This is a genomic window from Spirosoma sp. KCTC 42546 (assembly GCF_006965485.1).
Classification (GTDB): domain Bacteria; phylum Bacteroidota; class Bacteroidia; order Cytophagales; family Spirosomataceae; genus Spirosoma.
In genome coordinates this window covers 3368174-3391930 of record NZ_CP041360.1, presented here as the reverse complement: position 1 = coordinate 3391930, position 23757 = coordinate 3368174, and the positions used below count along the sequence as shown (strand labels likewise).

General features: G+C 46.9%; 19 protein-coding genes. 17 read left to right on the top strand and 2 right to left on the bottom strand.

The features are described from left to right. Window positions 1–24: 24 nt before the first annotated feature. Entirely contained in the window at window positions 25–1098 is a 1074-nt protein-coding gene (pheA, locus tag EXU85_RS13830) for a prephenate dehydratase (RefSeq protein WP_142772645.1), read from the bottom strand. Between the two features lie 110 nt (window positions 1099–1208). Then, the gene (locus EXU85_RS13825) at window positions 1209–3107 is read right to left on the bottom strand and encodes a DNA topoisomerase IV subunit B (protein ID WP_210422468.1); all 1899 of its coding nucleotides are present in this window, start codon (window positions 3105–3107) and stop codon (window positions 1209–1211) included. Between the two features lie 248 nt (window positions 3108–3355). Between EXU85_RS13825 and EXU85_RS13820 the strand changes: the two genes are divergently transcribed. From EXU85_RS13820 to EXU85_RS13740, 17 genes are all read left to right on the top strand, one after another. Then, window positions 3356–5929, top strand: a complete 2574-nt coding sequence (locus tag EXU85_RS13820; RefSeq protein WP_142772644.1) for an SLBB domain-containing protein — start codon at window positions 3356–3358, stop codon at window positions 5927–5929. Between the two features lie 17 nt (window positions 5930–5946). Beyond that, on the top strand, window positions 5947–7065 hold the full coding sequence (locus EXU85_RS13815; protein WP_142772643.1) for a hypothetical protein: 1119 nt from the start codon (window positions 5947–5949) through the stop codon (window positions 7063–7065). A 55-nt stretch (window positions 7066–7120) separates the two neighbouring features. Beyond that, window positions 7121–7960, top strand: a complete 840-nt coding sequence (locus EXU85_RS13810) for an ABC transporter permease (RefSeq protein WP_142772642.1) — start codon at window positions 7121–7123, stop codon at window positions 7958–7960. Window positions 7961–8040: 80 nt separating this feature from the next. Next, on the top strand, window positions 8041–9294 hold the full coding sequence (locus EXU85_RS13805) for a polysaccharide ABC transporter ATP-binding protein (RefSeq protein WP_142772641.1): 1254 nt from the start codon (window positions 8041–8043) through the stop codon (window positions 9292–9294). Between the two features lie 85 nt (window positions 9295–9379). Continuing rightward, a complete protein-coding gene (locus tag EXU85_RS13800) occupies window positions 9380–10483 on the top strand; it encodes a DegT/DnrJ/EryC1/StrS aminotransferase family protein (protein WP_142772640.1) in 1104 nt (367 codons plus the stop codon). Window positions 10484–10499: 16 nt separating this feature from the next. Next, window positions 10500–12557 carry a glycosyltransferase family 39 protein gene (locus tag EXU85_RS13795; RefSeq protein WP_142772639.1) on the top strand — a complete coding sequence of 686 codons (2058 nt, stop codon included), beginning with the start codon at window positions 10500–10502 and terminating at the stop codon, window positions 12555–12557. Between the two features lie 87 nt (window positions 12558–12644). Continuing rightward, window positions 12645–13358, top strand: coding sequence for a WbqC family protein (locus tag EXU85_RS13790; protein WP_142772638.1), 714 nt, complete (start codon window positions 12645–12647; stop codon window positions 13356–13358). Window positions 13359–13455: 97 nt separating this feature from the next. After that, window positions 13456–14109, top strand: coding sequence for an acetyltransferase (locus EXU85_RS13785; RefSeq protein ID WP_142772637.1), 654 nt, complete (start codon window positions 13456–13458; stop codon window positions 14107–14109). 105 nt (window positions 14110–14214) lie between these two features. Further along, window positions 14215–15417, top strand: a complete 1203-nt coding sequence (locus tag EXU85_RS13780) for a glycosyltransferase family 4 protein (RefSeq protein ID WP_142772636.1) — start codon at window positions 14215–14217, stop codon at window positions 15415–15417. A gap of 6 nt (window positions 15418–15423) precedes the next feature. Next, entirely contained in the window at window positions 15424–16524 is a 1101-nt protein-coding gene (locus EXU85_RS13775) for an acyltransferase (RefSeq protein WP_246859554.1), read from the top strand. Window positions 16525–16570: 46 nt separating this feature from the next. Next, window positions 16571–17617: a glycosyl transferase gene (locus EXU85_RS13770; protein ID WP_142772635.1), complete on the top strand. Its 1047-nt coding sequence runs from the start codon at window positions 16571–16573 to the stop codon at window positions 17615–17617. 2 nt (window positions 17618–17619) lie between these two features. Further along, entirely contained in the window at window positions 17620–18654 is a 1035-nt protein-coding gene (locus tag EXU85_RS13765) for a glycosyltransferase family 9 protein (protein ID WP_142772634.1), read from the top strand. Then, window positions 18651–19478, top strand: a complete 828-nt coding sequence (locus EXU85_RS13760) for a DUF5672 family protein (RefSeq protein ID WP_142772633.1) — start codon at window positions 18651–18653, stop codon at window positions 19476–19478. Before EXU85_RS13765 ends, EXU85_RS13760 begins: the two co-directional genes overlap by 4 nt. Further along, on the top strand, window positions 19475–20497 hold the full coding sequence (locus EXU85_RS13755) for a glycosyltransferase (RefSeq protein ID WP_142772632.1): 1023 nt from the start codon (window positions 19475–19477) through the stop codon (window positions 20495–20497). The genes EXU85_RS13760 and EXU85_RS13755 overlap by 4 nt, the downstream gene beginning before the upstream one ends. 18 nt (window positions 20498–20515) lie before the next feature. Then, window positions 20516–21535, top strand: a complete 1020-nt coding sequence (locus EXU85_RS13750; RefSeq protein WP_142772631.1) for a hypothetical protein — start codon at window positions 20516–20518, stop codon at window positions 21533–21535. Window positions 21536–21650: 115 nt separating this feature from the next. After that, window positions 21651–22760, top strand: a complete 1110-nt coding sequence (locus EXU85_RS13745; protein WP_142772630.1) for a glycosyltransferase family 1 protein — start codon at window positions 21651–21653, stop codon at window positions 22758–22760. A gap of 7 nt (window positions 22761–22767) precedes the next feature. After that, window positions 22768–23667 carry a glycosyltransferase family 2 protein gene (locus EXU85_RS13740; protein ID WP_142772629.1) on the top strand — a complete coding sequence of 300 codons (900 nt, stop codon included), beginning with the start codon at window positions 22768–22770 and terminating at the stop codon, window positions 23665–23667. Window positions 23668–23757: the final 90 nt, after the last annotated feature.

The window sequence follows — 23757 nt, the reverse complement described above, 5'->3', positions numbered from 1 at the left end:
TACGGTATTATCTGAATTAAACGACTAGGCAACACGCACATAACTTCCCAGCAGTTTTACCTCGGCGGAGTGGTGATTCAGAATTTCCTGCAAATCAGGATCGCTGGCATGGCCCTCACATTCGAGCAAAAACCAGTAGCGGAACGTGGCTCCATCGCGCAGTGGTCGGCTTTCAATTTTTGTCAGGTTGATCCGTCGGGCGTTAAATTCCTGAAGAAACTCGGCCAGTACCCCCGGCGATTCGGTATTGGGCAAACGGGCAATAAGCGTGGTTTTGTCGTGGCCGCTGGGTTGATTCACAAAGTCTTTCGCCAAAATCAGGAAACGAGTTCGGTTTAGATCGCTGTCTTCAATATTATCGAACAAAACCGGCACATCGAACAACTTGGCCGCAATACTGGAACACAATGCTGCCGCATTCGGGTTTTGGGACGCCATCTTAGCCGCTTTTGAGGTCGATTCGACCGGAACGAACTCAGCCTTGAACCCATCGAATGAATCGTGTAAGAACCGACTGCACTGCCGGAAAGCAATGTCTTTAGAATAAACGTGTGTGATATCGGCTAGATTTTCAGCCTTGGTTGCAAAAGTAAAATGCACCGGAATTTCAGCCTCAGCCGCAATGCTCAGGTTCTTTTCGAGCAACAGGTCGATAGCTTCACTAACAACACCTTCCTGATTATTTTCAATAGGCACGACGCCAAATCGAACCCGCCCCGTTTCGACGCTCTCGAATACGGATCGAATCGTTGGCAACGCCATATAGGTGCTCAAAGCTCCAAAACGGCTTTCGGCGGCCTGATGCGTAAAACTGCCTTCGGGTCCCAGATAGGCCACGCGTTCGGGCAGTTCCAGATTGCGGGACACGGCAAAGATTTCCAGGAAGATGGCCTCAATTGCCGGACGGTTCAACAAACCATTATTCTGCTCATGAAGCCGATCAATGATTTGCTTTTCGCGCTCGGGACGATAGATAACGGCATTGGTTGAACGCTTTAGTTCACCCACCTGGCGCACCAGTTCCATGCGCTGATTCAGCAATGTCAGTAATTGATCGTCGAGGGCGTCAATGTTATTACGGAGAGAGTCAAGAGTCATTAAAAAAGCCGGTAAGTCAATAAGTCAGTCAGTCGGGCAGTACACTACATCATGCCGACTCACAAACTTACCACTTACCGACTTACCGACTTACTGACTCACTAAATTTTCTACACCAACGCGACTTCGTCTACATCTTTTTCGATACGTAGATTGTCAATAATAAACCGTTGGCGGTCGGGCGTGTTCTTGCCCATATAATAGCTAAGTAATTTGGGAACAGAGGTTTCCTTCTCCATAATTACGGGTTCAAGACGCATATTTTCACCAATGAACAGGCCAAATTCATCCGGCGAAATTTCTCCTAATCCTTTGAATCGGGTGATTTCTACCTTTTTGCCGCTTTTTATTAATTTATCCGTAGCCTTCTGCTTTTCGTCTTCCGAATAACAGTAGGTTGTTTCTTTATGGTTTTTCGGATTCCGAACCCGGAATAGGGGCGTTTCAAGAATATAGAGGTGGCCGTTACGCACCAGATCGGGGAAAAACTGAAGAAAAAACGTCAGCATCAACAAACGGATGTGCATGCCATCGACATCAGCATCGGTAGCAATCACAATTCGATTGTAACGAAGCCCGTCCAGTCCTTCTTCGATATCCAGGGCATGTTGAAGCAAGTTAAATTCCTCGTTTTCATACACCACTTTTTTGGTCAGTCCGAAGCAATTCAACGGTTTACCTCGCAAACTGAACACGGCCTGCGACTGCACATTGCGCGATTTGGTAATAGAGCCACTGGCCGAATCTCCCTCCGTAATAAACAATGTAGACTGGTACCGATCGTCGGCTTTCAGGTCGGGCAGGTGGTTACGGCAATCGCGTAATTTTTTATTGTGAAGGCTTGCTTTTTTGGCACGATCATTGGCCAATTTTTTGATACCGGCGAGTTCTTTGCGCTCCCGCTCCGACTGTTCGATTCGCTTTTTAAGGGCATCACGTACGGCGGGGTTAATGTGCAGGTAATTATCCAGGCGTTCTTTAACAAAATCCTTTACGAACGAGCTTACCGATTGGGCATTTTGCTCGGGCGACATGTTTTGTGAGCCAAGCTTTGTTTTTGTCTGTGACTCAAAAACAGGCTCCTGAACCCGGATACTAACAGCTGCGATGATTGAGGACCGAATATCCGATACCTCATAATTTTTGTCGAAGTGACGACGAACTGTTTCAACGACAGCCTCTTTAAGTGCGTTCAGATGTGTGCCGCCCTGCGTTGTGTATTGACCATTCACAAATGAGTAATATTCTTCTCCGTACTGATTGCCGTGGGTCATGGCAATTTCGAGATCGTTCCCTTTCAGGTGAATGATAGGGTATCGAAGAGAATCTTCATCTTTCTTGGTCTTGTCACGAAGCAGATCCAGCAGCCCGTTCTGCGAAATATATTTTTGCTTGTTAAAGGCAATGGTCAGGCCAGCATTCAGATAGCAGTAGTTCCAGATCATATTCTCCAGAAACTGCGGAATGAAATGAAAATTCTTAAATACGGTATCGTCGGGCTCGAAGCAGATCAGTGTACCATTTCGTTCAGTGGTGGTATCTTCACCCTTTTGCTTGAGTTCGCCCCGCTCAAATTCGGCCCAGACGGTGCGGCCTTCACGGAACGATTGCACGCGAAAATAGGTGGACAATGCGTTTACAGCTTTTGTACCCACGCCATTAAGGCCCACCGACTTCTGAAACGCTCCCGAGTCGTATTTACCACCCGTGTTTATTTTCGAAACGACTTCAACAACCTTTCCCAGTGGAATACCCCGGCCATAGTCGCGCACCTCTACCCGATGGTCCGTGACACGAACGTCAATGGTCTTGCCAAAGCCCATTACGTGTTCGTCGATGCAGTTGTCAATGGTTTCTTTAATAAGCACATAGATGCCATCATCGGCAGCCGATCCATCGCCAAGTTTGCCGATGTACATGCCTGGTCTCAGGCGAATGTGCTCGCGCCAATCCAGCGAGCGGATACTGTCTTCGTTGTATTGAACTGACTGATTCAGCAATTCTGCCATAGAGAGTTGTAAACTAATAAACTAAAGTAAGCAGCTGTGTAGTGTATCTACTCAAAAGTGAACATCGGAAAAATCATACCCAGTCTATCAAGGGTATAAAAGTTACCGTTGAAGAGGAAACTATTTATAATCCAACAAAAGTTCGCTTACTTTGCCGACTGAACTGTCCTATGTACTACGTAACCTATCTGTTCGTTAGATACAGGCTCCGTCTTCATCGTTCGCGAGTTGTTCGACATCTTAAAAATATGCAAAAATCAGGAAATATGCACGTCTTGCCGCTAATTTTTTTTCATTTTGTGGCAACCCGTTTACAACGTTACTTTCGTTTTGGTTTAACCGTTCTTCTGATCATCCTGGTTAGGGTAACAACGCAGGCGCAAATTGCTCCATCATCTGGTGTTGGACCGGCTCCGGCTTCAGGTTTGCCCAGTAGCTCACCGTCGTCACCTGCCAAAGGACAAGCTCTACCACAAGGAGTTAATATAAATAACCTGCCTGCTGGCGTTCAGCAACAGATTAACCAACGAAATGGTCAGGGGGCTACCAATGGCCGTACCGCCACCCCTGGTACGAATCAATCGCCAACCGGAAATGACTTTTCGCAGAAAGTAGATTCGACACAACAAGGGCTAACCGATAAGGAAATCGCTGCCGAAAGCGTTAGGCGGGCGCGAAACCGAGAGTTGACAGAAAGACGGGAGAAATTGTTTGGCTATTCGCTTTTCAATGACCCGGCCATGGCTACCACCTTCCAACCCAATATGAGCATGGCGACACCCCGTAATTATATTGTGGGGCCGGGCGATGAACTGAATATTCAGATGTATGGCTATTCGGTAGGCGATTTTTCTCAGAAAGTATCGCCGGAAGGGTACGTTTATATCGCAGGACAGTCAGGTATTGGGCCCATTTTTGTATCAGGCTTGAGTGTCGACAAAGCGAAAGAGCGTTTAATAAGCCGAATGTCGACCAAATTTGTTGGTCTTCGTAACTCGTCCTATGGTGCGCAGAATACCTTTCTGGAAGTCTCGCTTGGTAATATTCGCAGTATCCGGGTAACGGTAACGGGCGATGCAGTGCGACCCGGTACTTATACAATGTCTGGACTATCGACAGTTATGAACGCCATTTATCAGGCAGGTGGTCCTAACGATATTGGATCGTTTCGTAGAGTACAGCTCATTCGTAACAACAAAGTGGTTGCAACCCTTGACCTGTATGATTACTTGTTAAACGGAATTCAACGGAACGATTTGCGGTTACAGGATAATGACAATATTCGGTTCACTACATACATTGAACGAGTTGAAATTAACGGAGCAGTTAAGCGATCGAATATTTTTGAAATGCTACAGGGCGAAACCATGGAGCGACTCCTGTTCTATGCCGGGGACTTCACATCTAACGCCTATAAAAACCGAATTCAGTTAACACGGATTACAGACCGGGAGTTAAAAGTCATGGACGTGACCGTTCCTGAATTCAAGACGTTTGTGATGCGGGATGGCGATGTAGTTACCATAGAACGGTTGCTGAATCGTTTTGAAAACAAATTAACCATCGAAGGAGCCGTTTATCGGCCCGGCGAGTATTCTCTGGATAACAACAAGACGCTCAAACAATTGATTGCCTCTGCCGAAGGCCTGAAAGGCGATGCATTTACGGGTCGTATTACCATCAGCCGTACCCGCGAAGACCTTGCCATGGAAAACCTTTCCATCAATTTGGCCAATATTATGGCAGGTACTGAACCCGACATCCCGTTACAACGCGAAGATCAGGTCATTATTCCGTCGCGCTTCCAACTAGCTCAGGCGGCAACTATCTCGGTGACGGGCGAAGTAAATAGCATAGACACGGATATGCCGTATATGGCCAATATGACCCTGAATGATGCTCTCGTACGGACGGGTGGCCTCAAGGAGTCGGCTGCGGCATCGCTGGTGGAAGTCATCCGTCGCAAAAAGGATGTTGATCCCCGTTCACCTTCGGCTCAGATTGCCGAGATTTTCCGTTTCAACGTCAACCGTGATTTATCTATCAATTCAGATGCGAACAAAACGTTCACGCTGGAGCCCTTCGATCAGATTATTGTCCGCCGGTCACCTAATTACTCGGTTCAAACGTATGCAACGGTAGCCGGTGAAGTTATTCTGCCGGGTTCGTATGCGATTATTAGTAAAGACCAGAAAATTTCCGATCTGGTCAATCAGGCAGGTGGTCTTACTCCTCAGGCTTATGTCGAAGGGGCCACGCTGGTTCGGCCAGTGAGGCTAAGTGCAGAAGAATTACGACGCAAGCAACGTTCTATTGAAGAAGTTGCCGATAATGCAACGAAATCTGCGGTTGTTACTGAGACTGTTTCGCCGAACTCCGTTGAGTCAATTGACATTAACCTGAAAAAGATTCTGGCTAAGCCGGGCTCAACAGAAGATATTCTGGTTCAGGAAGGCGATACCTTGCGGATACCCAAACTACTTGAAACGGTTCGTATTCAGGGCGAAGTCCAATTACCTAAAACGGTTAAATTCCGAAGTGGGCAGACCTTCCAGGATTACATTTCCGAAACGGGCGGCTTCACTACCAAATCGCAACGTCGGCGATCGTTTATCGTATATGCCAATGGCTCTGTTGACAGAACGCGCAAGTTTATGTTCTTTAATGTATATCCGCGCGTTGAGCCTGGGGCTGAAATCATTGTTCCCAGAAGGACCACTAACCCGCTTACTGCCCAACAAGTGTTAACATCAACCGTTGGTATTGCGGGTTCCTTGTTAACCCTTATTACCACGGTCTTATTGATTACTCGTATTCCCTAAGCAGGCCTTTTCAGTCTATGGCATCACCTAATTTAACGGACTCAAACAACCCCAGTCCTTTGGCACCGGCACGGTCATTACCTCCCGACCAGATTTCGCCAAAAGCTGTTGTATTACGCCTATTTCAGGTTAAGAATGTATTTCGGCGTAACTGGAAGCTATTAGTCGTCTTAGTAGCTCTGGGTGCTGCTATTGGGTTTATCTATGACTTCATGCATAAGAAGCGGACCACTTATACTGGTTCGATTATGTTCAATCTGGGCGGGGGTTCATCGGGTAACGGCTTTGGCGAACTTGGTCAACTTGCCGGTGCTTTCGGCCTAAGTTCGGGGGCTCCCGATGCGAATATCTTCGTTGGGGATAACTTTTTAATTTATGCGCAATCACGACCCGTTGTTGAAAAAACACTGATGCAGCATGATACCATTCGTGGAAAAGACACCCTGCTCGTCAATTATTACATCCGTCACAGTGGTATTCGCGATAAAGAATGGGAGGAAAACGACTCGCTGCGTGCGTTTTACTTCAAGCAGGCCAAAAAGCCAAACGAGTATACCAAACTGGAGCAGTTGGCGATGGCCGATATTTACTCGCGTATTAAAGGGGAGATTGCCATCAAACAACCGGAGCGCAAATCGTCGTTTATGGAGCTGAGTTGCTTTATGGAAGATGAGTTACTCACAGCCACCTTCCTGAGCAGGCATCTCAAAACGATTGAAGAAGATTATCAGCGCAAGCAAACCAAAAAAACCCGCGAAATGTATGACCTGCTTAATTCACGGGCCGATTCTATTTCCAGAATCCTAAATGGCACTGAGAGTCAGTTGGCGCAGTATATGGATCAGAACCAGCAGGTAGTTGTGGCAGCGGCTCGTATCAAGGAAAACAAACTGACACGGAACTCAACCTTTCTCACTTCCTTGTATTATCAGGCCTTGCAACAAGCCGATAACATGCGTTTATCATTGATTCGGGAGACCCCCCTCTTTACAATTATTGAGCCGGTTACGCTGCCCCTATACCGGGAAGTACTAGGAACGCAAGGCCTACAGATTGGCACCGTACTTTCGTTTGTAGTAGCGATCATTGTCATTTTCATACGAGAGACGTATCGCACCATTATGAGGGAAGAGTGACGTTGTTAATGAACTGACCAGCCAACCGATTCTGTTACCAACCTTTTAACTGATTTTGAAAACCCACGAAGTAATTATTCAGCCTGGTCGCTCGGAGCGGCATTACTGGCGAGACCTATGGCGCAACCGGGAATTGATGTACATCCTGTCCATGCGCGATGTGTCCGTTCGTTATAAGCAAACAGCTCTCGGCACAGCCTGGGGACTTATTCGGCCTCTGACAACCATGCTGATTATGGTGTTTGTTTTCAGTAAGATTGCCAAGCTACCCGCCGATCCGGGTGTTCCTTACCCCCTTATGGTATTGGGAGGAATTACGGTCTGGACTTTTTTCTCAACCGCTTTTACTCAAATCAGCAATAGCGTAACCCTGAACTCCAACCTGGTCACGAAGGTCTATTTCCCAAGGCTCATTATGCCCATCAGCTCAATAGCCGTTAGCTTTGTCGACTTTCTGGTTTCTCTGGGTCTGTTCATCCTGCTATCCATCTGGTATCGGTTTATTCCCGACTGGCATTTAATTTTATTGCCTGCCTTTATTCTGTTGGCTTTACTAGCCTCCTTTGCTTTTGGATTATTCTTTGCGGCTGTCAATGTTAAATTCAGGGATATAGGCCAACTTATTCCATTTATTGTTCAGGTTGGTTTTTACGTTTGCCCAATTGCCTATAGCAGTCGGCTTGTGGCCGATAAAGCGAACGAGTGGTGGGCCCCGTTTTATTGGTTCAATCCAATGGTAGGCATCATTGACGGTTTCCGCTGGTCATTACTCGGCGAAAAAGCGTACTTTAATCCTCAGAGTTTACTCTTATCCGTTAGCATAGTGGCCGTGTGTTTAGCCCTGTCGCTGTACTTTTTTCGGAAACGAGAGAATACCTTTGTAGATGATATATAAGAATTACGAATTTCGAGTTACGATGTACGATTTTAGTACTGGTTAATTCGTAACTCGTAACTCACACATCGTAAATCATTATGTCTGTTATCACTGTCGAAAATATAAGTAAGCAATACATCATTGACCATCAGAAGGGCAAGGGTACCAACACGTTGCGCGATGTTCTGACGGAGAATTTCCGGTCGATGTTTGGCAAAAAAACAAAGAATGCCATTACGCACGAGGAGTTCTGGGCGTTACGTGATGTGAATTTTTCGATTGAACAGGGCGACCGGGTGGGTCTCGTTGGACATAATGGTGCCGGTAAATCAACGATGCTCAAAATTCTGAGCAAGATTATTCAACCTACTACAGGCACCGTACGTATTCGGGGTCGGGTAGCCAGTTTACTCGAAGTAGGTACAGGTTTCCACCCAGAACTGACAGGTCGGGAAAATATCTTTCTGAACGGTTCATTGCTGGGCATGAGCCGTAGCGAGATCAAGCGGCAGTTCGACGAGATTGTGGCGTTCGCTGGTGTTGAAAAATTCCTGGATACGCCCGTCAAACGGTATTCATCAGGAATGTACGTTCGGCTGGGCTTTGCGATATCCGCCCACCTGGATCCTGAGATCATGATCGTTGATGAAGTACTGGCGGTAGGTGATGCGGAGTTCCAGAAAAAAAGCCTTGGCAAAATGCGGGATAACTCTGCAAGTGGCCGAACCGTCATCTTTGTTAGTCATAACCTGACTGCCGTTCAGGCACTCTGCAATAAGACATTTTATTTTGAAAAAGGTCGTTTGATCGAGCAGGGAGAAACCAATCAGGTTATCGCTTCGTATCTGAGTAAAGTTTCCAAAACCCGCTTGCTCCGCCAGTGGGATACGCCCGAAGAAGCACCGGGCAATGATCTGGTGCGTGTTCGTCGGATGGAGTTGATCCCCGACTATCTGGATCAACTAACCCACATCGATGTTCGAACCTCCATGACGTTCCAGTTCGAATTCTGGAATCAGATGGATCATGCGAACCTGAATTTAAGCCTGCACCTCAATTCACTTACGGGTGAATGTATCTTTAACATCGGCACACAATCTCAGCCTTATGGAAAAGGATTGATTGCTGCAGAATGTACCATTCCAGGCTATTTCCTCAACGATGGTTCCTATACCATTTCAATAATGATCGTTAAGGATACCGTTACACCGCTCTATGTTATGGAAGAAGGCATTACCTTTGACGTAGAAGATTACCGCGAAGGAATCGCCTGGTACGGAAAATGGCCGGGCTATGTTCGTCCGCAGTTTCCTTTTCATATAAAAATGCTGGACCCCGTTGTCAGTGAATAGCAAACCGGTATCAGCTACCAGTCTATAGTTGGTAACTGACGACTCATTCCTATCGACTGATAGCTATTCTCCGATAACTAATCTAATGATTAACGTAACCAAATCATATTTACCAGACCTTGAGGAGTATGTTACCCTGCTGAAAGGTGTCTGGGAGCGCGTTCACCTGACAAATGATGGGCCCTTATTGCGCGACTTAGAAGGGCAACTTAAAGAATATCTGGGCGTTAAACACCTGAAATTCTGTACGAATGGTACCATTGTTCTCCAGATGGCACTCAAGGTGCTGGATATTAAAAAAGAGGTAATTACCACTCCGTTTTCCTATGTAGCTACGACCAATGCGCTGCTTTGGGAAGGATGTACCCCCATTTTCGCCGACATTCGCCCGGGCGATTTTAACATTGACCCCAACAAAATCGAATCGCTGATTACCGAAAATACGGAGGCTATTATGGCTACACACGTATACGGAAATGCCTGTCAGATCGAACAGATTGAAGCGATTGCTCAGAAACATAATTTAAAGGTTATCTACGATGCAGCCCATACCTTCGGAGCTACCTATAAAGGAAGTTCGATCCTAAGCTACGGCGACATCAGTACCTGCAGTTTTCACGCCACTAAAGTATTTCATACCGTTGAGGGTGGCTGTATTGTCACCAACGACGATGCCATTGCCGAGAAACTGCACCATTATCGCTCGTTCGGCCATAAAAATGACACCTATTACGGGTTGGGGATCAATGCCAAAAACTCGGAGTTGCATGCAGCGATGGGTTTGTGTGTATTACCTAAAGTTCCTGATCTGATTGCAGCACGGAAACAGCGATTTGGTTTTTACGACAGTCGACTTGATTTCTCCCGGATTACCCGCCCCACCCTAACACCCGGTATGGTCTATAACTACGCCTATTATCCGGTGGTATTCGATTCGGAGGAGACCTTACTGCGCGTTATGGAGACGCTAGTTGCACAAAATATTGTACCTCGGCGCTATTTCTATCCTTCATTGAACACGCTGCCTTTTGCTCTTATTTCCGGAACAGCGCAGCCTTGCCCAATCTCAGAAGACATAGCACTTCGGGTACTGTGCTTACCTATGTATCCCGATCTGGCCGAAGCAGATATTGACCGGATTGCCTCGCTAGTTAATGAAGCTGTGGTGGCTGTTAGCGAAAACGCATAGCGGTATATTGTTTATTATGACCCTATTTTATCTTCTTTCACTCATTCTGTTTGTCGTTTATACCGGTCAGCTATCGACGCGTATCTGCCGTCGATCACTAACCGAGTGGTGGTTAACAACGTTTCTACTGGGAGCAGGAAGTGTTATTCTGACGGGCTTTGTGCTATCGGCACTTTATCTGACAGCGAATGCGCCCGTATGGGCAGGTTCTGTTTTCATTACAGCTACGGTCATCGGTGGGATACTTAGTCGGCTGGGAAAGCAGGAACGGTTTTCGGTTATTCCCCTTATCCGGGAGCGTTGGCAAACGGGTAGAGACTGGTTCAGCGGCTTATCAGGCTATGCCCGGTTTATTTTCTCAATCCTATTTGGTACACTGGTAATTGTTGGTGTCACGAATGTACTTCTGGTGCTGTTCACCGTTCCGAATGAATGGGATAGCATGACGGGCCACTTAAACCGGGTCATGCAGTACGTTCAACGAGGAACCATGCGCCATTTTGGCGGTACCAACTGGAACATCGACACCTATCCGAAAAGTGTTTGTACGCTCCAGATCTATTCGTTTCTGATGACCGGCCATTTCGAAAATGGTTTCAAGTTCATTCATCACCTGAGTTACTGGACAGCCATCGTTGCCGTATTTGGCATTGTGCAGCGTATTGGACAGAGCAGATTATCGGCTAGTTTTTTTTGTGCATTAGCCTATGCGCTCCTGCCCGACTTCCTGATGCAGTCGATCACAACCGAAACGGATATTGTGCTGACGGCTTACCTGAGTGTACTGTTGTATATGCTGTTTAGCTACCGAAACACGGGGACTCAGCCAGATAGCCGTTATCTCTATCTGGCGGGGATAGCCTTTGGTATAGCCTTCGGGCATAAGATTACGTTTGCGTTACTTCTCCCTTCGGTGTTTGTTATCATGATTTACACCGTTTTCCTATCGCCATCCTGGGCTATAACCTTTGAGCGCACCTGGCGACTGGCAGCAGCGATCTTTGTAGGTGTCTGCTTATGGACACTTCCAACGGGTTATCTGAAGAATATCGAAGTGTTTGGCCATCCCATTGGGCCGCCAACGGCGCTTAAGCATCAGTCGGTTGAGCGAGCAGGACCACTGTCAAATCTGCTGGAGCAGGGGAGTCGGAACCTGATTCGTTATGGTTACGATCATGCCAATTTAGATGGCATCCGGAACCTGGCAATTGGGGCTAAAATTAATCATGCCATGCGCCAGCCCATTGTGGTGCTGGAAGATAAACTACATATGCGTCTGGATGAAGAGACAGACTTTTCGATCCAACCCTTCGCCTTCGACCGGAAGTTTGTCTTCTACAATGCCAATCCGTATTGGGGTATCTTTGGATTTGGCCTCATATTCCCTCTGCTTATACTCGTATTGATTGGTTATGTGCGGTCAACACCGCACACCTATCTGGGATTCGCGTTATTGCTTCACTTTGCAGCCCTCTCCTACTCAGCTCCCTACGATCCATTTAAAGGTCGTTATTTCATCGAAACAGGTCTGTTCGGAATCACATTTCTGGCGCTCGTGTTTCTGCACCCGCGCACAACGGTGGATCACCCTGGCCGACTAATCTGGAAAGGGTACGTTGGGTTCGTGACGATCCTAGGCTGTCTATCAGCTGTATTATGTATATTCTTAAATACCAGAGCCTTACCGTTTGGCTGGACTGCGCCTGATGGAAAAGTATTTCCTTCAGCGTTTCATTCAGATCGGATTCAGCAAATGACGCTTGGACGCCCGGACATCTATATTCCCTACAAACGGTTCGACGAATTAGTACCTGATACGGCAACGGTTGCTCTGGCTACCATCAACGACGACTACGAGTACCCACTATATGGACCAAAGCTTTCCCGGCGGCTCATTGCGATTCACCCATTTGAGCAACCCCTAAGGCCTATACCATCGAATGCTGGTTATCTCTTTTTCGACAAAAGTGTAATCAGTCCACAACCTGGCGATTTGCGTTTAGGCACCGACACTACCATGCGGGCAGCCGTAATTGTGCCAGGAGAAGATTATTATTTAAGAAAACTACATTGATTTATGCTTTACGATCGGGGTTGCCCGGGCGGTACGATTTTCTGTAGTCCGCACATCGTAAATTGTAAATCGTAAATCGTAAACACAATGACCCTTGCCATCATGCAGCCCTATTTTCTGCCCTACATTGGCTACATGCAGCTTATGAATGCCGTTGACACGTTTGTTCTATACGACGATGTGGCGTTCATTAATCGAGGCTGGGTGAATCGGAATCGGCTGCTTATTAATGGTCAGGAGCATCTTTTCACCGTACCCCTTAAAGATGCGAGCCAGAATAAGCGAATTAATGAGGTTCATCTGGCCGATGATCCTAAGTGGCGTAGTAAACTGTTAAAAACAATTGAGCAGGGATACCGCAAAGCCCCCTGTTATCAAACGGTTATGCCGATAACCGAAAAAATCATCAATTTTACGACTGATTCAATTGCCGACCTGATCTATTTTAGCCTTGTTGAGCTAAGTCAGTATATGGGTATTACAACCCGACTTGTCCAATCGTCAACGATTTATGCCAATGGAGAGTTGAAAGCACAGGAGCGGATTTTGGACATCTGTCGACAGGAAAACGCGCAACGGTATATTAATCCAATTGGTGGCATTGAGCTGTACGACAAACCAACCTTTGCTCAGGCAGGCATCGAACTGAATTTTATAAAATCAACGAAGGTCGACTATACCCAGTTTAACCGGGGCGACGGTCGCAACGAGTTCGTTCCCTGGTTGTCAATTATCGATATATTGATGTTCAACGACATCGCCACAGTCAGGACGATGCTGGATGCATATGAGTTAGTGTAGTATTAGGAGTGAGGAGTGAGGAGCGAGGAGTGTAGACATATAGACATGTCAGTAACTCCTCACTCCTCGCTCCTCACTCCTCACTCCTTATCAAAACATGGCAAAGGTTATTATTTTCGGGGTAATGGATACGGCCGAGCTGGCTCATTTCTATCTCAAACACGATTCCGAGCATGAGGTGGTGGCCTTCACCGTCAGCCGCGAGTACATGAATGGCACCGAGTTTCAAGGCTTGCCACTGGTAGCGTTTGAAGAGGTAGAAACACTGTTTTCACCGCAGGAATACAAATTTTTCGCACCAATGACGGGCCGGAACATGAACCGGAACCGCGAGCGGATTTACCTCGAAGCTAAAGCCAAGGGCTACGAGTTCATCTCGTATATCAGCTCCAAAGCAACTCTCTTTGGCAACCAGATTGGTGAAAACTGCTTTATTCTGGAAGACAACACCATTCAGCCTTTCACCACCATCGGTAACAATGTTGTTCTTTGGAGCGGTAACCACATTGGCCATCATGGTCAGATCAAAGACCACGTTTTCTTTACGTCGCATGTGGTGATGTCGGGGCATTGTGTCATTGAACCTTACTGCTTCTTTGGTGTCAACAGCACCATTCGCGACTACCTACATGTTGCTACTGGTACGTTATTAGCTATGGCATCTGCCATCTATAAAGACACCGAAGAGTGGGGTATGTATTTGGGTAACCCGGCAAAAAAACTACCTAAACCAAGTTACGAAGCCTATTAAATTTGTCATCTTTAGTCATCCATTGTCATTGCGTGGCTGCTCAGGCAGTTGTTCTTTGTCACCACAAACGGTTGAATGACTAGGCATGACAAAGAATGACTACGAATGACCATTTTGTTAATTGGCCACGATGCCAACCGTGCCGGAGCGCCACTTGTATTGCTGAACCTAATGCGTTTGCTAAAGGCTGAAGGCATACAAATGCGCTTATTATTGGGCGAAGGGGGCCCAATTCTGGCTGATTATCAAGCTATTTGCCCAGTCACTATTGCATCCGCACCCAATCAGTATGTAGTGGGCGCATTGGCAGATAAAGTGCTTGGAAAACTAGGCTTGTGGCAGCAGTTTTATGATCGGCAGGTAAAGGCTCGGCAGCAGGAAATCCGGGCTGAACTTGGGCTCGATTCCGTTGATTTAGTACTGGTTAACACAGTTGCCGGTAGTCACTGGTTTACACAATTAGCCATTCCAGATAAAACTCCAGTAGTAACGTTCGTACACGAACTGGCTATGTCGGTCCGAATTTATTCGCAACCTGACGAGCTGGCTTATCTCTTGAATCGTACCACCCATTTGCTGGCCGTATCGAAAGCAACAGCACGGTATTATGAGCAACAGCATGGTTTCGACCCTGCCCGCATCACGCTTTATACACTTATTGACACGCCAACGCTGGAGCAAAAGGTCCAACAGGCACGTGAGCAACCAAGCCTATATGCCTCCCTGGGTTTACCTACAAATGCATTGATTGTAGGCGGTTGTGGAAATGCAGAGTGGCGAAAAGGCAATGACCTATTTATTACGCTGGCCCGTCAGGTAATTGGCCGGACCAAATCAGAAAACCCAACCTTAACTCAACCCATTCATTTTGTTTGGGTGGGTATGCCAGCGGGTACGCTGCATGACGATTTATTGCTGGACATTCAAAAAGCTGGCCTGGCTCATCAGGTTCATTTGATTCCACCCACGCCTGAGGTGCTGCGTTATATGAGCCGATTTGACGTGTTCGTCCTCTGCTCTCGGGAAGACCCTTATCCCTTAGTTGTGTTTGAAGCTGGTTTGAGTGAGATCCCTGTTGTTTGTTTTGAAGGCGCTGGTGGATCCCCGGAACTCGTTGAAACAGATGGCGGATTTGTGGTACCCTATCTGGATCTGGACGCTATGAGTAATCGGATTCTCGAGTTACTCGACCAGCCCCAACTCCGAAAAAGAATGGGCCGTCGGCTCAGTCAAAAGATTCTGGAACGCCATCCAGCTCAGCAAAGTGTCGAAACTCTCGTAACTTTGTTTACCCAATTGACTGCCTGAATACCAATGCGACCTTCCGGCTATATGCCCCAATTAGACGCACTACGAACAGTTGCCGTTCTATTAGTCATCGTTTTCCACTGGTTTCCAACAGGTGAAGGCATTAATCGCTTACCTAACGGAACCATTGGCGTATTAATCTTTTTTGTGCTTAGCGGCTTTCTGATCACTCAGATTCTCCTGAAGAACCGAAACGCAATTCACGCAGGCCAAACAACCCCAGGTCATGTATACCGTAATTTTTTAATTCGACGTGCCCTGCGAATCTATCCATTGTACTACCTCACCATCACGTTTGTGTTCATCCTATTACCGAAATTCTCGGATATCGACGAACATCCTCTATACTATTATTTTTACGGCTCTAATATCCTCCTCCAACGGACAGGAAACTGGGCTGACATCCTCTCTCCTTTCTGGACGCTGGCTGTTGAGGAACAACTCTATCTTATCTGGCCATGGGTCGTGCTGGTAACCCCGAAAAATGCCTTCCACTGGATTTTAGGTCTCATGATTGGGAGTGGCGTTGCCTTTCGAGCTTTTGCATATGTCCAGGGAAATCTCGACGGCGTTCTTACACCCGCCTGCCTCGATTCATTTGGTATGGGAGCGCTCTGGGCTTATGTTACAATTGACCAGTCTACTTTGATCCCGTCTTTTTTGAAAAAAATGTCTATAGCAAGTCTATTGGCATTAGGCACCTTTTTCGCTCTACTTTTCCTACCAACCACCCATTTCGTAGTCGTTCTTTTGCAGCGCTTCACCATTTCAATACTAGCTTTATTCGCTATTTCCCGGGCCAGTATTGGTGTTGGCGGCTGGATAGGTCAAGTGCTTAACAATAAAGCCCTTCAGTATTTTGGACGGATCAGTTATGGCATTTACGTCTTTCATATGCTCGTGCCTAGCTTTGGTGTTGAACTGGTGGTGACAGCGTTCCATCGCTTTGGCGTTTCACTAACGCTCGGCTACTGGACCCATCGGCTGCTTAGCCTGGTTATACTACTAACTTCGGCCTCATTGTCCTGGTATATTTTTGAAAAACCATTGAACAACTTAAAACGATACGTACCCTACAAGCTAGTTAGTCAGCCGATAAGTCGGTGAATCAGTGTTGTATAACTGAATTACTAACCAACTCCCCGATTGATTTATGACGCTTGCATTCACCATCTGTTCAATAAATTACCTCGCCCAGGCCCGAACCCTGGGTGATTCGCTTCGGCAGACCAACCCCAGCTATCAGTATATAATTGGCTTGGTCGATAAGTTGAGCGACGCCAATTTGCCCGCTGAATTGATACCCGCCTATCCAATGATTGAAGTGGATAAGATTGGGATTCCGGACTTCGCGGCCATGTGCGACCGCTACGATATTACGGAATTGAATACGGCCGTTAAGCCATTTTTCATCGACTACTTTTACCAGTCCTATCCTGAAGCCACCGAGGTCATTTATTTTGACCCTGATATTATTGTTTTTCAGCCATTGGAGGAACTGAACGAAGCCCTTACAACCTATAGCTTAGTTCTGACTCCCCATACATGTTCACCCACGCCAGACTGGGAGCGCCCAAACGAGCAACACCACCTGAACACAGGAATTTTCAACCTTGGCTTTATCGGCTTACGGAACGATGCCACAGCACGTAAGTTTGTAAACTGGTGGAAAGATCGGCTGGTGTATGAATGCCGAATTGATTTGTGTGAAGGCCTGTTTGTGGATCAGCATTGGGTAAATTTTGCCCCAGTTTATTTCGATAACGTTCTGATCGATCATCATTTAGGATATAACGTGGCTTACTGGAATCTGCACGAACGCTACTTCTCAAAAAACGAAGCTGGTCAGTGGCAGGTGACGAGTTTAGATGAACATGCTGGCCAATCAGCCGATGTTAACGAAGGAGAACCGTTACAGTTTTTTCATTACAGCGGCTATCATCCCGAGCGGCCCAATGAAATCTCAAAATACCAAACGCGGTTTTCTTTTGGCGACTCTACCCCACAAAAGAAACAGCGGCCTGACGTAAAACCACTTTTCGATTTGTATCGTGAACGACTGATAGCCAATCATAATGATCAATATCGGACGTATCCGTGCATTTATATTAAGCCTCCCGTAGTGCTTCGTTATCTTCGCGTTCGTAAATTGCTAAAAACACCGTTCAACCGAGTAATTGCCCTGTTAGAATCTCGTTAAGTATGGCTGATTGGTCGCGCTTGCAAGCGCTTTGGACATATCGCTTTCACAAATACACCCACATCGTGGGGAAGTTTTGGTCATTTGCCGTCAAATATGTACAGTTACGTTGGCTCAAACAGAAAATTGGGAGCCGACAGTTGGTGGTCATTATCCTTTCTGAGCAAATGGGCGACATTATCGCCTGCGAGCCAGTTGCCCGCGAAGTGCGGAAGCTTCATCCAGATGACTACATTATCTGGATGGTGCGGAAGCCTTATGTCGAGCTAGTCGAATACCATCCGGATCTGGATGGGTTTTTGATCGAAAAATGCCCCGGCGAACGGGTACGCCTGCTTCGATCGGGTATCTTCGATAAAGTATACAATATGCACATCTCACACAGGAAGTGTAAATACTGTCTCGAAGACCCGATTAACCCAACCGCCGATCACATTGGCCTAACATTTGACAATTATTATCATCGGGGCGATCTGTTGTATATGTTTTCGCAGGCAGCAGGGTTACCAGCCTTAACTGCTGACCCGAAGATGTATATTCCAGATAGTGTTCGACAAAAGGTGAAAGCCCTGGCCATACAAGCCAGCCCAATTGTCATTCACTGTCAGTCGAGCCATGTCATGCGCGACTGGCCTGCTGCCAACTGGAATAAACTTGTGAAGTGGTTACTCGCTACGTACCCGTATCCAATTATTGAAGTAGGGTTAACCCCAACGGTAACCGAAGAGCATTCGAATTTCCGCAGTTTATGCAGTCAACTGAGCTTACTCGAAACTGCTGAAGTAATTCGGCAGGCCCGCCTGTTTATCGGCATTGATAGTGGCCCCGCTCACATGGCAAATGCCATGAATACAGAGGGGATTATTTTACTAGGCAAACTGTTCGACTTTGTCGATTACCTGCCTTATTCTGGTCGTTTCAAACGGGGTGAAGACATCACCCTCCTAAATGATTACGGTCATCCGTGTTCCGAGCTACCGTACAGCTGGGTACAGGAGGCTGCTCAGGAGCGATTAGGTCAACCCAAACTTGTATGAAGTCGTCTACTACTGTTAGTGTAAACATTGTTTTACCCGTTTATAAACAACAGCTTACCGATTACGAACGTATAGCCCTGACCCAATGCTTACGCATACTGGGAAATTACCCAATCTGGTTAGCTACCCCTCATTCGCTTGACATTTCAGCCTATCGCGAACTAGGTCCAACGTTGCAGGCACGAACATTTGACGATAGCTACTTTGCCGACGTTCAAGGTTATAACCGACTCATGATGTCGGCTGAATTTTACGAAGCATTTGCCGATCAGGAATACATGCTGATTTACCAATTAGATGCCTTTGTCTTTCAGGATGACCTGGCGTACTGGTGTCAGCAAAATTACGACTACATTGGCGCCCCCTGGTTGCGCGACCGTGACTTTACCGGTTTTGGCGATAAACTTTGGTTTAGCATTAAACAAAGGGTAGCCACCTGGGTTAACCTTAAAAAACCGGACGGCATCACCCCCCGCGAGATCATCAATCTGAATGGCGTCGGTTGCGGTGGTTTTTCCCTTCGGCGTGTTTCAGCCATGTTGCGTTGCCTTGAACCTTTCAGGGAAAAAATTGCTGAATACGAACGTATTGCTCTGCACCAATATCATGAAGACGTTTTTTGGGGTATCGAAGTAAATCGCTACTGGCCGCGATTACGTATTCCTACGTATAGGAAAGCCCTCTATTTTGCGATTGAGTTTTATCCAAAATGGGCCGTTGAACATTATAATCAAGGTCAGTTACCTTTTGGTTGTCATGCCTGGAACATTCATGGAACAGAGTACTGGCGTCCGATTTTTGCCCAATATGGTTACCAAATATGACTACATCAGTGCAACCAACAGTCTCCATTGCCCTCTGTACCTACAATGGCATGGCCTATCTCACTACGCAATGGAACAGTTTGCTAGGACAAGAACGGTTACCGGATGAAGTGGTTATTTCTGACGACCGATCAACAGATGGTACGGGCAGCTTACTGGAAACGTTAGCCGCTACAGCCCCTTTTCTCGTACGTATTCTGGAAAATCAAACGCGTTTAGGGTATAATAAAAACTTTGAACGAGCCTTAGCAGCGTGTACGGGTGATCTGATCTTTATCTGCGACCAGGATGATTTTTGGTTACCGGAAAAAATCAGCACCATGGTCCAGTATATGGTTCAACATCCCGAAATTCAGATTGCGTTTTGTGATGCCTGGGTAACTGATGAAAATCTGGAGGGGCGCCAGAACCGATTCTGGGAAGCTGTTCGCTTCGATAAAGAAACCCAGAAGCGTTGGAAAGCTGGCGAAACCATGGACGTTCTGCTCGACGGAAACCGGATGATGGGCTGTGCCACGGTAATCCGTAGAGCCTTTCTACCCACCTTGTTGCCCATTCCAGATAAAATACCAGGGTATATTTACGATGGTTGGATTGCCATGGTAGCTGCTACGCAGAATGCCATCCATTTTATTGATAAGCCTCTCCAACTCTACCGTACTCACGTTCAACAGCAGGTAGGTGTTCGACAACAGGAAGTGGGCGATCGAATAAGACTTCGGGATCGTTTGACGAGGCATAGGGCCAGGAAACTAGCTCCACTCCTCAAAAAACGGGTTCAATTAAGCACAATTAGTGAATTGTTAAGTAAACGTGTTCCGGCAAATTCGCCAGGTCTACCCCAACTCTACCGGCGGTTGGATCATTTCAGCATGCGCAGTAATTTGCCCCATAATCGACTGAAACGAATCTCTCCCGTACTTTCTAATTTATTACGGGGTAATTATCGACGCTATGCGGATGCCGCAGCCAACTGGTATGCCCCTTTACTAGCCGTTTTGGGCGATATATTTGAATAATGTAGTTTTGTGCCCACTGTGCTACTAACAATCTGTACAATCCGTCAATTACCCCAGGCTCTTGCACTGGGTGCGAGTATCAATCTATTCACGACTACCGGCCAATCGGAACCGGTATTAATTGGTTTAGTAGATGATCCGGCCCAACTGCCTACTGGCTTTGTGTCGCCCTATCCGCTACTTCCAATTGGTGAAGTAGTACCTGCTGAGCAGCTAGCGCAGTTGTCGGCTATGTATACGCCAACCGAGTTTGCAGCTGCCTGTAAGCCGTTATTTATTGCCGAAGCATTTCGGCGGTATCCCGATACAAACCAGCTCATATACGCCGATCCGAATAGCTGCTTTTTGAGTTCTCCTACCCCAATCTGGGCGTTACTGGCCAAATCGACTATCTTGCTGACACCCTTTATTACGAGAAATCCAACAACTGGCTTACAGGATAAATCGTGGCCTGATGAAAAATTTTTTCAGAATATTGGCCTGTACTGTTCCGATTTCCTGGCATTTAGGCGCTCAGCCGAAACGGATCGGTTCCTGGCCTGGTGGGATAATCGGGTGCGGGAACGAGCTTTTATTAACTTTTGTGAGGGGCTGTGTCTGGATCAACTCTGGCTAATGCATGTACCGGTCATGTTTCGGGGAGTAACCATTGTCAAAAACCCAGGCTGGCATGTCGCCCTTTGGAATCTATCGGAACGAACCATCCACTCGAAAGCCAATACCTGGAAAGCCAGTGGCCCTACAGGCCAGAATGAGCCCTTGGTTTTTGTTAATTTCAAGGGTTTATTCAATCCAGACGAAGGTTTTTTCCCGCATCAGAATCGGGTCCGTCTCTCAAGTCGGCCCGAAATTGTAAGTTTATTAAGTGCCTATCGTCAATCAGTTACAGCTCAGTCATTACTCGTTGAGACGAGTAATCCTGCATACGGGCAGCAACCTGAGCCGCCAGTGGTACGGGGCTGGCAATATGCTACGATTAAGTCGATGCGAACCATTACCCGTTTTCTTGATCGAGTATACGTCCCTGTCATCAAGTAAGGAATACTGACCGAATAATCAATCCTGGTTAAGGATTTATCGGCAAATAGCCCTATTTTTGCCAGTCAATTTTCTCAGAAAAATACAAATCGATTGGTTTGTAGGTTTTCCTTTCATGAAAGTACTCTTCGACCATCAATCGTTTACGGGCCTGCCTTATGGGGGTGTTTCCCGCTATTTTTTTGACCTGATGCGCTCGTTTTCCAAACGGTCAGATATTGAATTTGAACTATCGTTGCGATTCTCGAATAATGAATACCTGAATCAGGCATCACTGAGCAATCATCTGCGTTACCCACGCTTTGCCCACCTGCGAAATGCCCACCGGGTAGCGTCTGTCTTAAATCGTCTGAGCAGCCTGCAGCGGGTTCGGGCGGGTAAATTCGATATTTTTCATCCAACGTATTACCATCGCTATTTTTTGAAGGATATCGGCAAAAAACCATTTGTCCTTACGTTTTTCGATGCTACCAGCGAGCGATACGGTGAACAATATCCTGAATTGGGCGAAGGGATCTATGAAACGAAAAAGCAACTCCTGCGCCGGGCCGACTGTGTCATCTGTATTTCAGAGTTCTCAAAACAGGATTTGCTTCGTTACTTCCCGATTGAGCCGGATAAAATAAAGGTTGTTCTACTTGGTTCCACCTTCAATGAGTACGTAGCCCAGACCAAGCCGCAGGAGTCTCCCTTAGCGGTACCCTATTTATTGTATGTTGGTAAACGAGGGCTTTATAAAAACTTCAGCGGTTTCTTTAGAGCCATTCAGCCCGTCTTACATCGGCATACAGATTTGCACATCATTTGTGCAGGAGGAGGTTCGTTTACCGCTGAAGAACAAGCGTTGTTCCATGCCGCTCGGCTCAATGAGCGAATCCATTATCGTCCCCTGACAGACGCTGGCCTGGTAACGATGTATCAACACGCACGTGCATTTGTCTTTCCATCGCTGAATGAAGGATTCGGGATTCCTGTTCTGGAAGCCTACAGTAGCAATTGCCCGGTTGTGTTGAGCGATCGGAGTTCATTACCCGAAGTTGGAGCCGATGCTGCCATTTATTTTGATCCTGAAGACGATGATTCGATGGCAGCTGCCATTGAGCGCGTGGTAACCGACGACGCTCTCTGCGCCGATCTGCGTCGGAAAGGCACCGAGCGACTTCTTCATTTTTCATGTGACAAAACTGCTCAGCAAACGCTGGAGGTTTACCAATCTCTGCGCTAACGACAGTATGAAGCCTACGAACAACTCGCTCCATTCATTTGTAAATCTACCGTATAGACCGCAAACAAATCTTGCGGCTGACCCAAAAGCTTACCCGAAGCTAACGGTTGTTACCCCGTCGTTCAATCAGGCCCAGTATCTCGAACGGACAATTTTAAGCGTTCTAAACCAACACTATCCTAATCTGGAGTATTTCATTATGGATGGTGGATCAACGGATGGGAGTCTTGAGATCATCAAAAAATACGAGCCGTATCTGGCTGGCTGGGTGAGCGAAAAAGACCGGGGCCAGACAGATGCCATCAATAAAGGGTTTCGCCGGGCCACGGGCGATTATGTTGCGTTTCAGAATTCTGATGATGTGTTTGCGCCGGATGCATTTAGCCGCGTGGCTACAGCCTGGCAGAAAGCACCCACAACTGATGTTTTTTTTGGTGATATGTACATCACCGACGAAGACGACGTTATTCTGGAAGAAATGCGGGCACCCGAATTTTGTGTGGAATGTCAGCTTTACGAAGGCATGCAGGTGTTTAATCAGTCATTGTTTATCCGGCGCGACCGACTGAGCGAGTTTGGTTTGCTTGATGAAACGCTACGTTTCGTGATCGACTACGAAATTGTGGCCCGGCTAGGCGTTCAGCCAGGCATACAATTCCGGCACGTCGATGGCTTCTGGGGTGGTTTTCGGGTACAGCCTGATGCTAAATCGTCAACTATTGCCGCTACCGTAGGCATACAGGAACATAAGCTGGTGAAAGAAAAATACCTGCCCATGCTAACGTCATCAATGGGTCCATCATTCTGGCAACGTTATTGTCGCGTGCGTAAATTATTGACTTTTGCTCTCAAAGGTGAGTTCGGGTACGTTCGTCACCGACTGAACCTGAATCGGTCAAGAAAGTAGCAAGGGTCTAAGTTTATAGTTTGTTGTTCGATGTTAGCTGGCACGAAAGCAACTGTATAGCAACTAACATCAAACGACAAACGTCAAACT

Bases quoted from the DNA above. Each gene is read 5' to 3' on its own strand.
- pheA (WP_142772645.1), bottom strand. From the start codon at position 1,098: ATGACTCTTGACTCTCTCCGTAATAACATTGACGCCCTCGACGATCAA.
- EXU85_RS13825 (WP_210422468.1), bottom strand. From the start codon at position 3,107: ATGGCAGAATTGCTGAATCAGTCAGTTCAATACAACGAAGACAGTATC.
- EXU85_RS13820 (WP_142772644.1), top strand. From the start codon at position 3,356: ATGCAAAAATCAGGAAATATGCACGTCTTGCCGCTAATTTTTTTTCAT.
- EXU85_RS13815 (WP_142772643.1), top strand. From the start codon at position 5,947: ATGGCATCACCTAATTTAACGGACTCAAACAACCCCAGTCCTTTGGCA.
- EXU85_RS13805 (WP_142772641.1), top strand. From the start codon at position 8,041: ATGTCTGTTATCACTGTCGAAAATATAAGTAAGCAATACATCATTGAC.
- EXU85_RS13800 (WP_142772640.1), top strand. From the start codon at position 9,380: ATGATTAACGTAACCAAATCATATTTACCAGACCTTGAGGAGTATGTT.
- EXU85_RS13795 (WP_142772639.1), top strand. From the start codon at position 10,500: ATGACCCTATTTTATCTTCTTTCACTCATTCTGTTTGTCGTTTATACC.
- EXU85_RS13790 (WP_142772638.1), top strand. From the start codon at position 12,645: ATGACCCTTGCCATCATGCAGCCCTATTTTCTGCCCTACATTGGCTAC.
- EXU85_RS13785 (WP_142772637.1), top strand. From the start codon at position 13,456: ATGGCAAAGGTTATTATTTTCGGGGTAATGGATACGGCCGAGCTGGCT.
- EXU85_RS13780 (WP_142772636.1), top strand. From the start codon at position 14,215: ATGACCATTTTGTTAATTGGCCACGATGCCAACCGTGCCGGAGCGCCA.
- EXU85_RS13775 (WP_246859554.1), top strand. From the start codon at position 15,424: ATGCGACCTTCCGGCTATATGCCCCAATTAGACGCACTACGAACAGTT.
- EXU85_RS13770 (WP_142772635.1), top strand. From the start codon at position 16,571: ATGACGCTTGCATTCACCATCTGTTCAATAAATTACCTCGCCCAGGCC.
- EXU85_RS13765 (WP_142772634.1), top strand. From the start codon at position 17,620: ATGGCTGATTGGTCGCGCTTGCAAGCGCTTTGGACATATCGCTTTCAC.
- EXU85_RS13760 (WP_142772633.1), top strand. From the start codon at position 18,651: ATGAAGTCGTCTACTACTGTTAGTGTAAACATTGTTTTACCCGTTTAT.
- EXU85_RS13755 (WP_142772632.1), top strand. From the start codon at position 19,475: ATGACTACATCAGTGCAACCAACAGTCTCCATTGCCCTCTGTACCTAC.
- EXU85_RS13745 (WP_142772630.1), top strand. From the start codon at position 21,651: ATGAAAGTACTCTTCGACCATCAATCGTTTACGGGCCTGCCTTATGGG.
- EXU85_RS13740 (WP_142772629.1), top strand. From the start codon at position 22,768: ATGAAGCCTACGAACAACTCGCTCCATTCATTTGTAAATCTACCGTAT.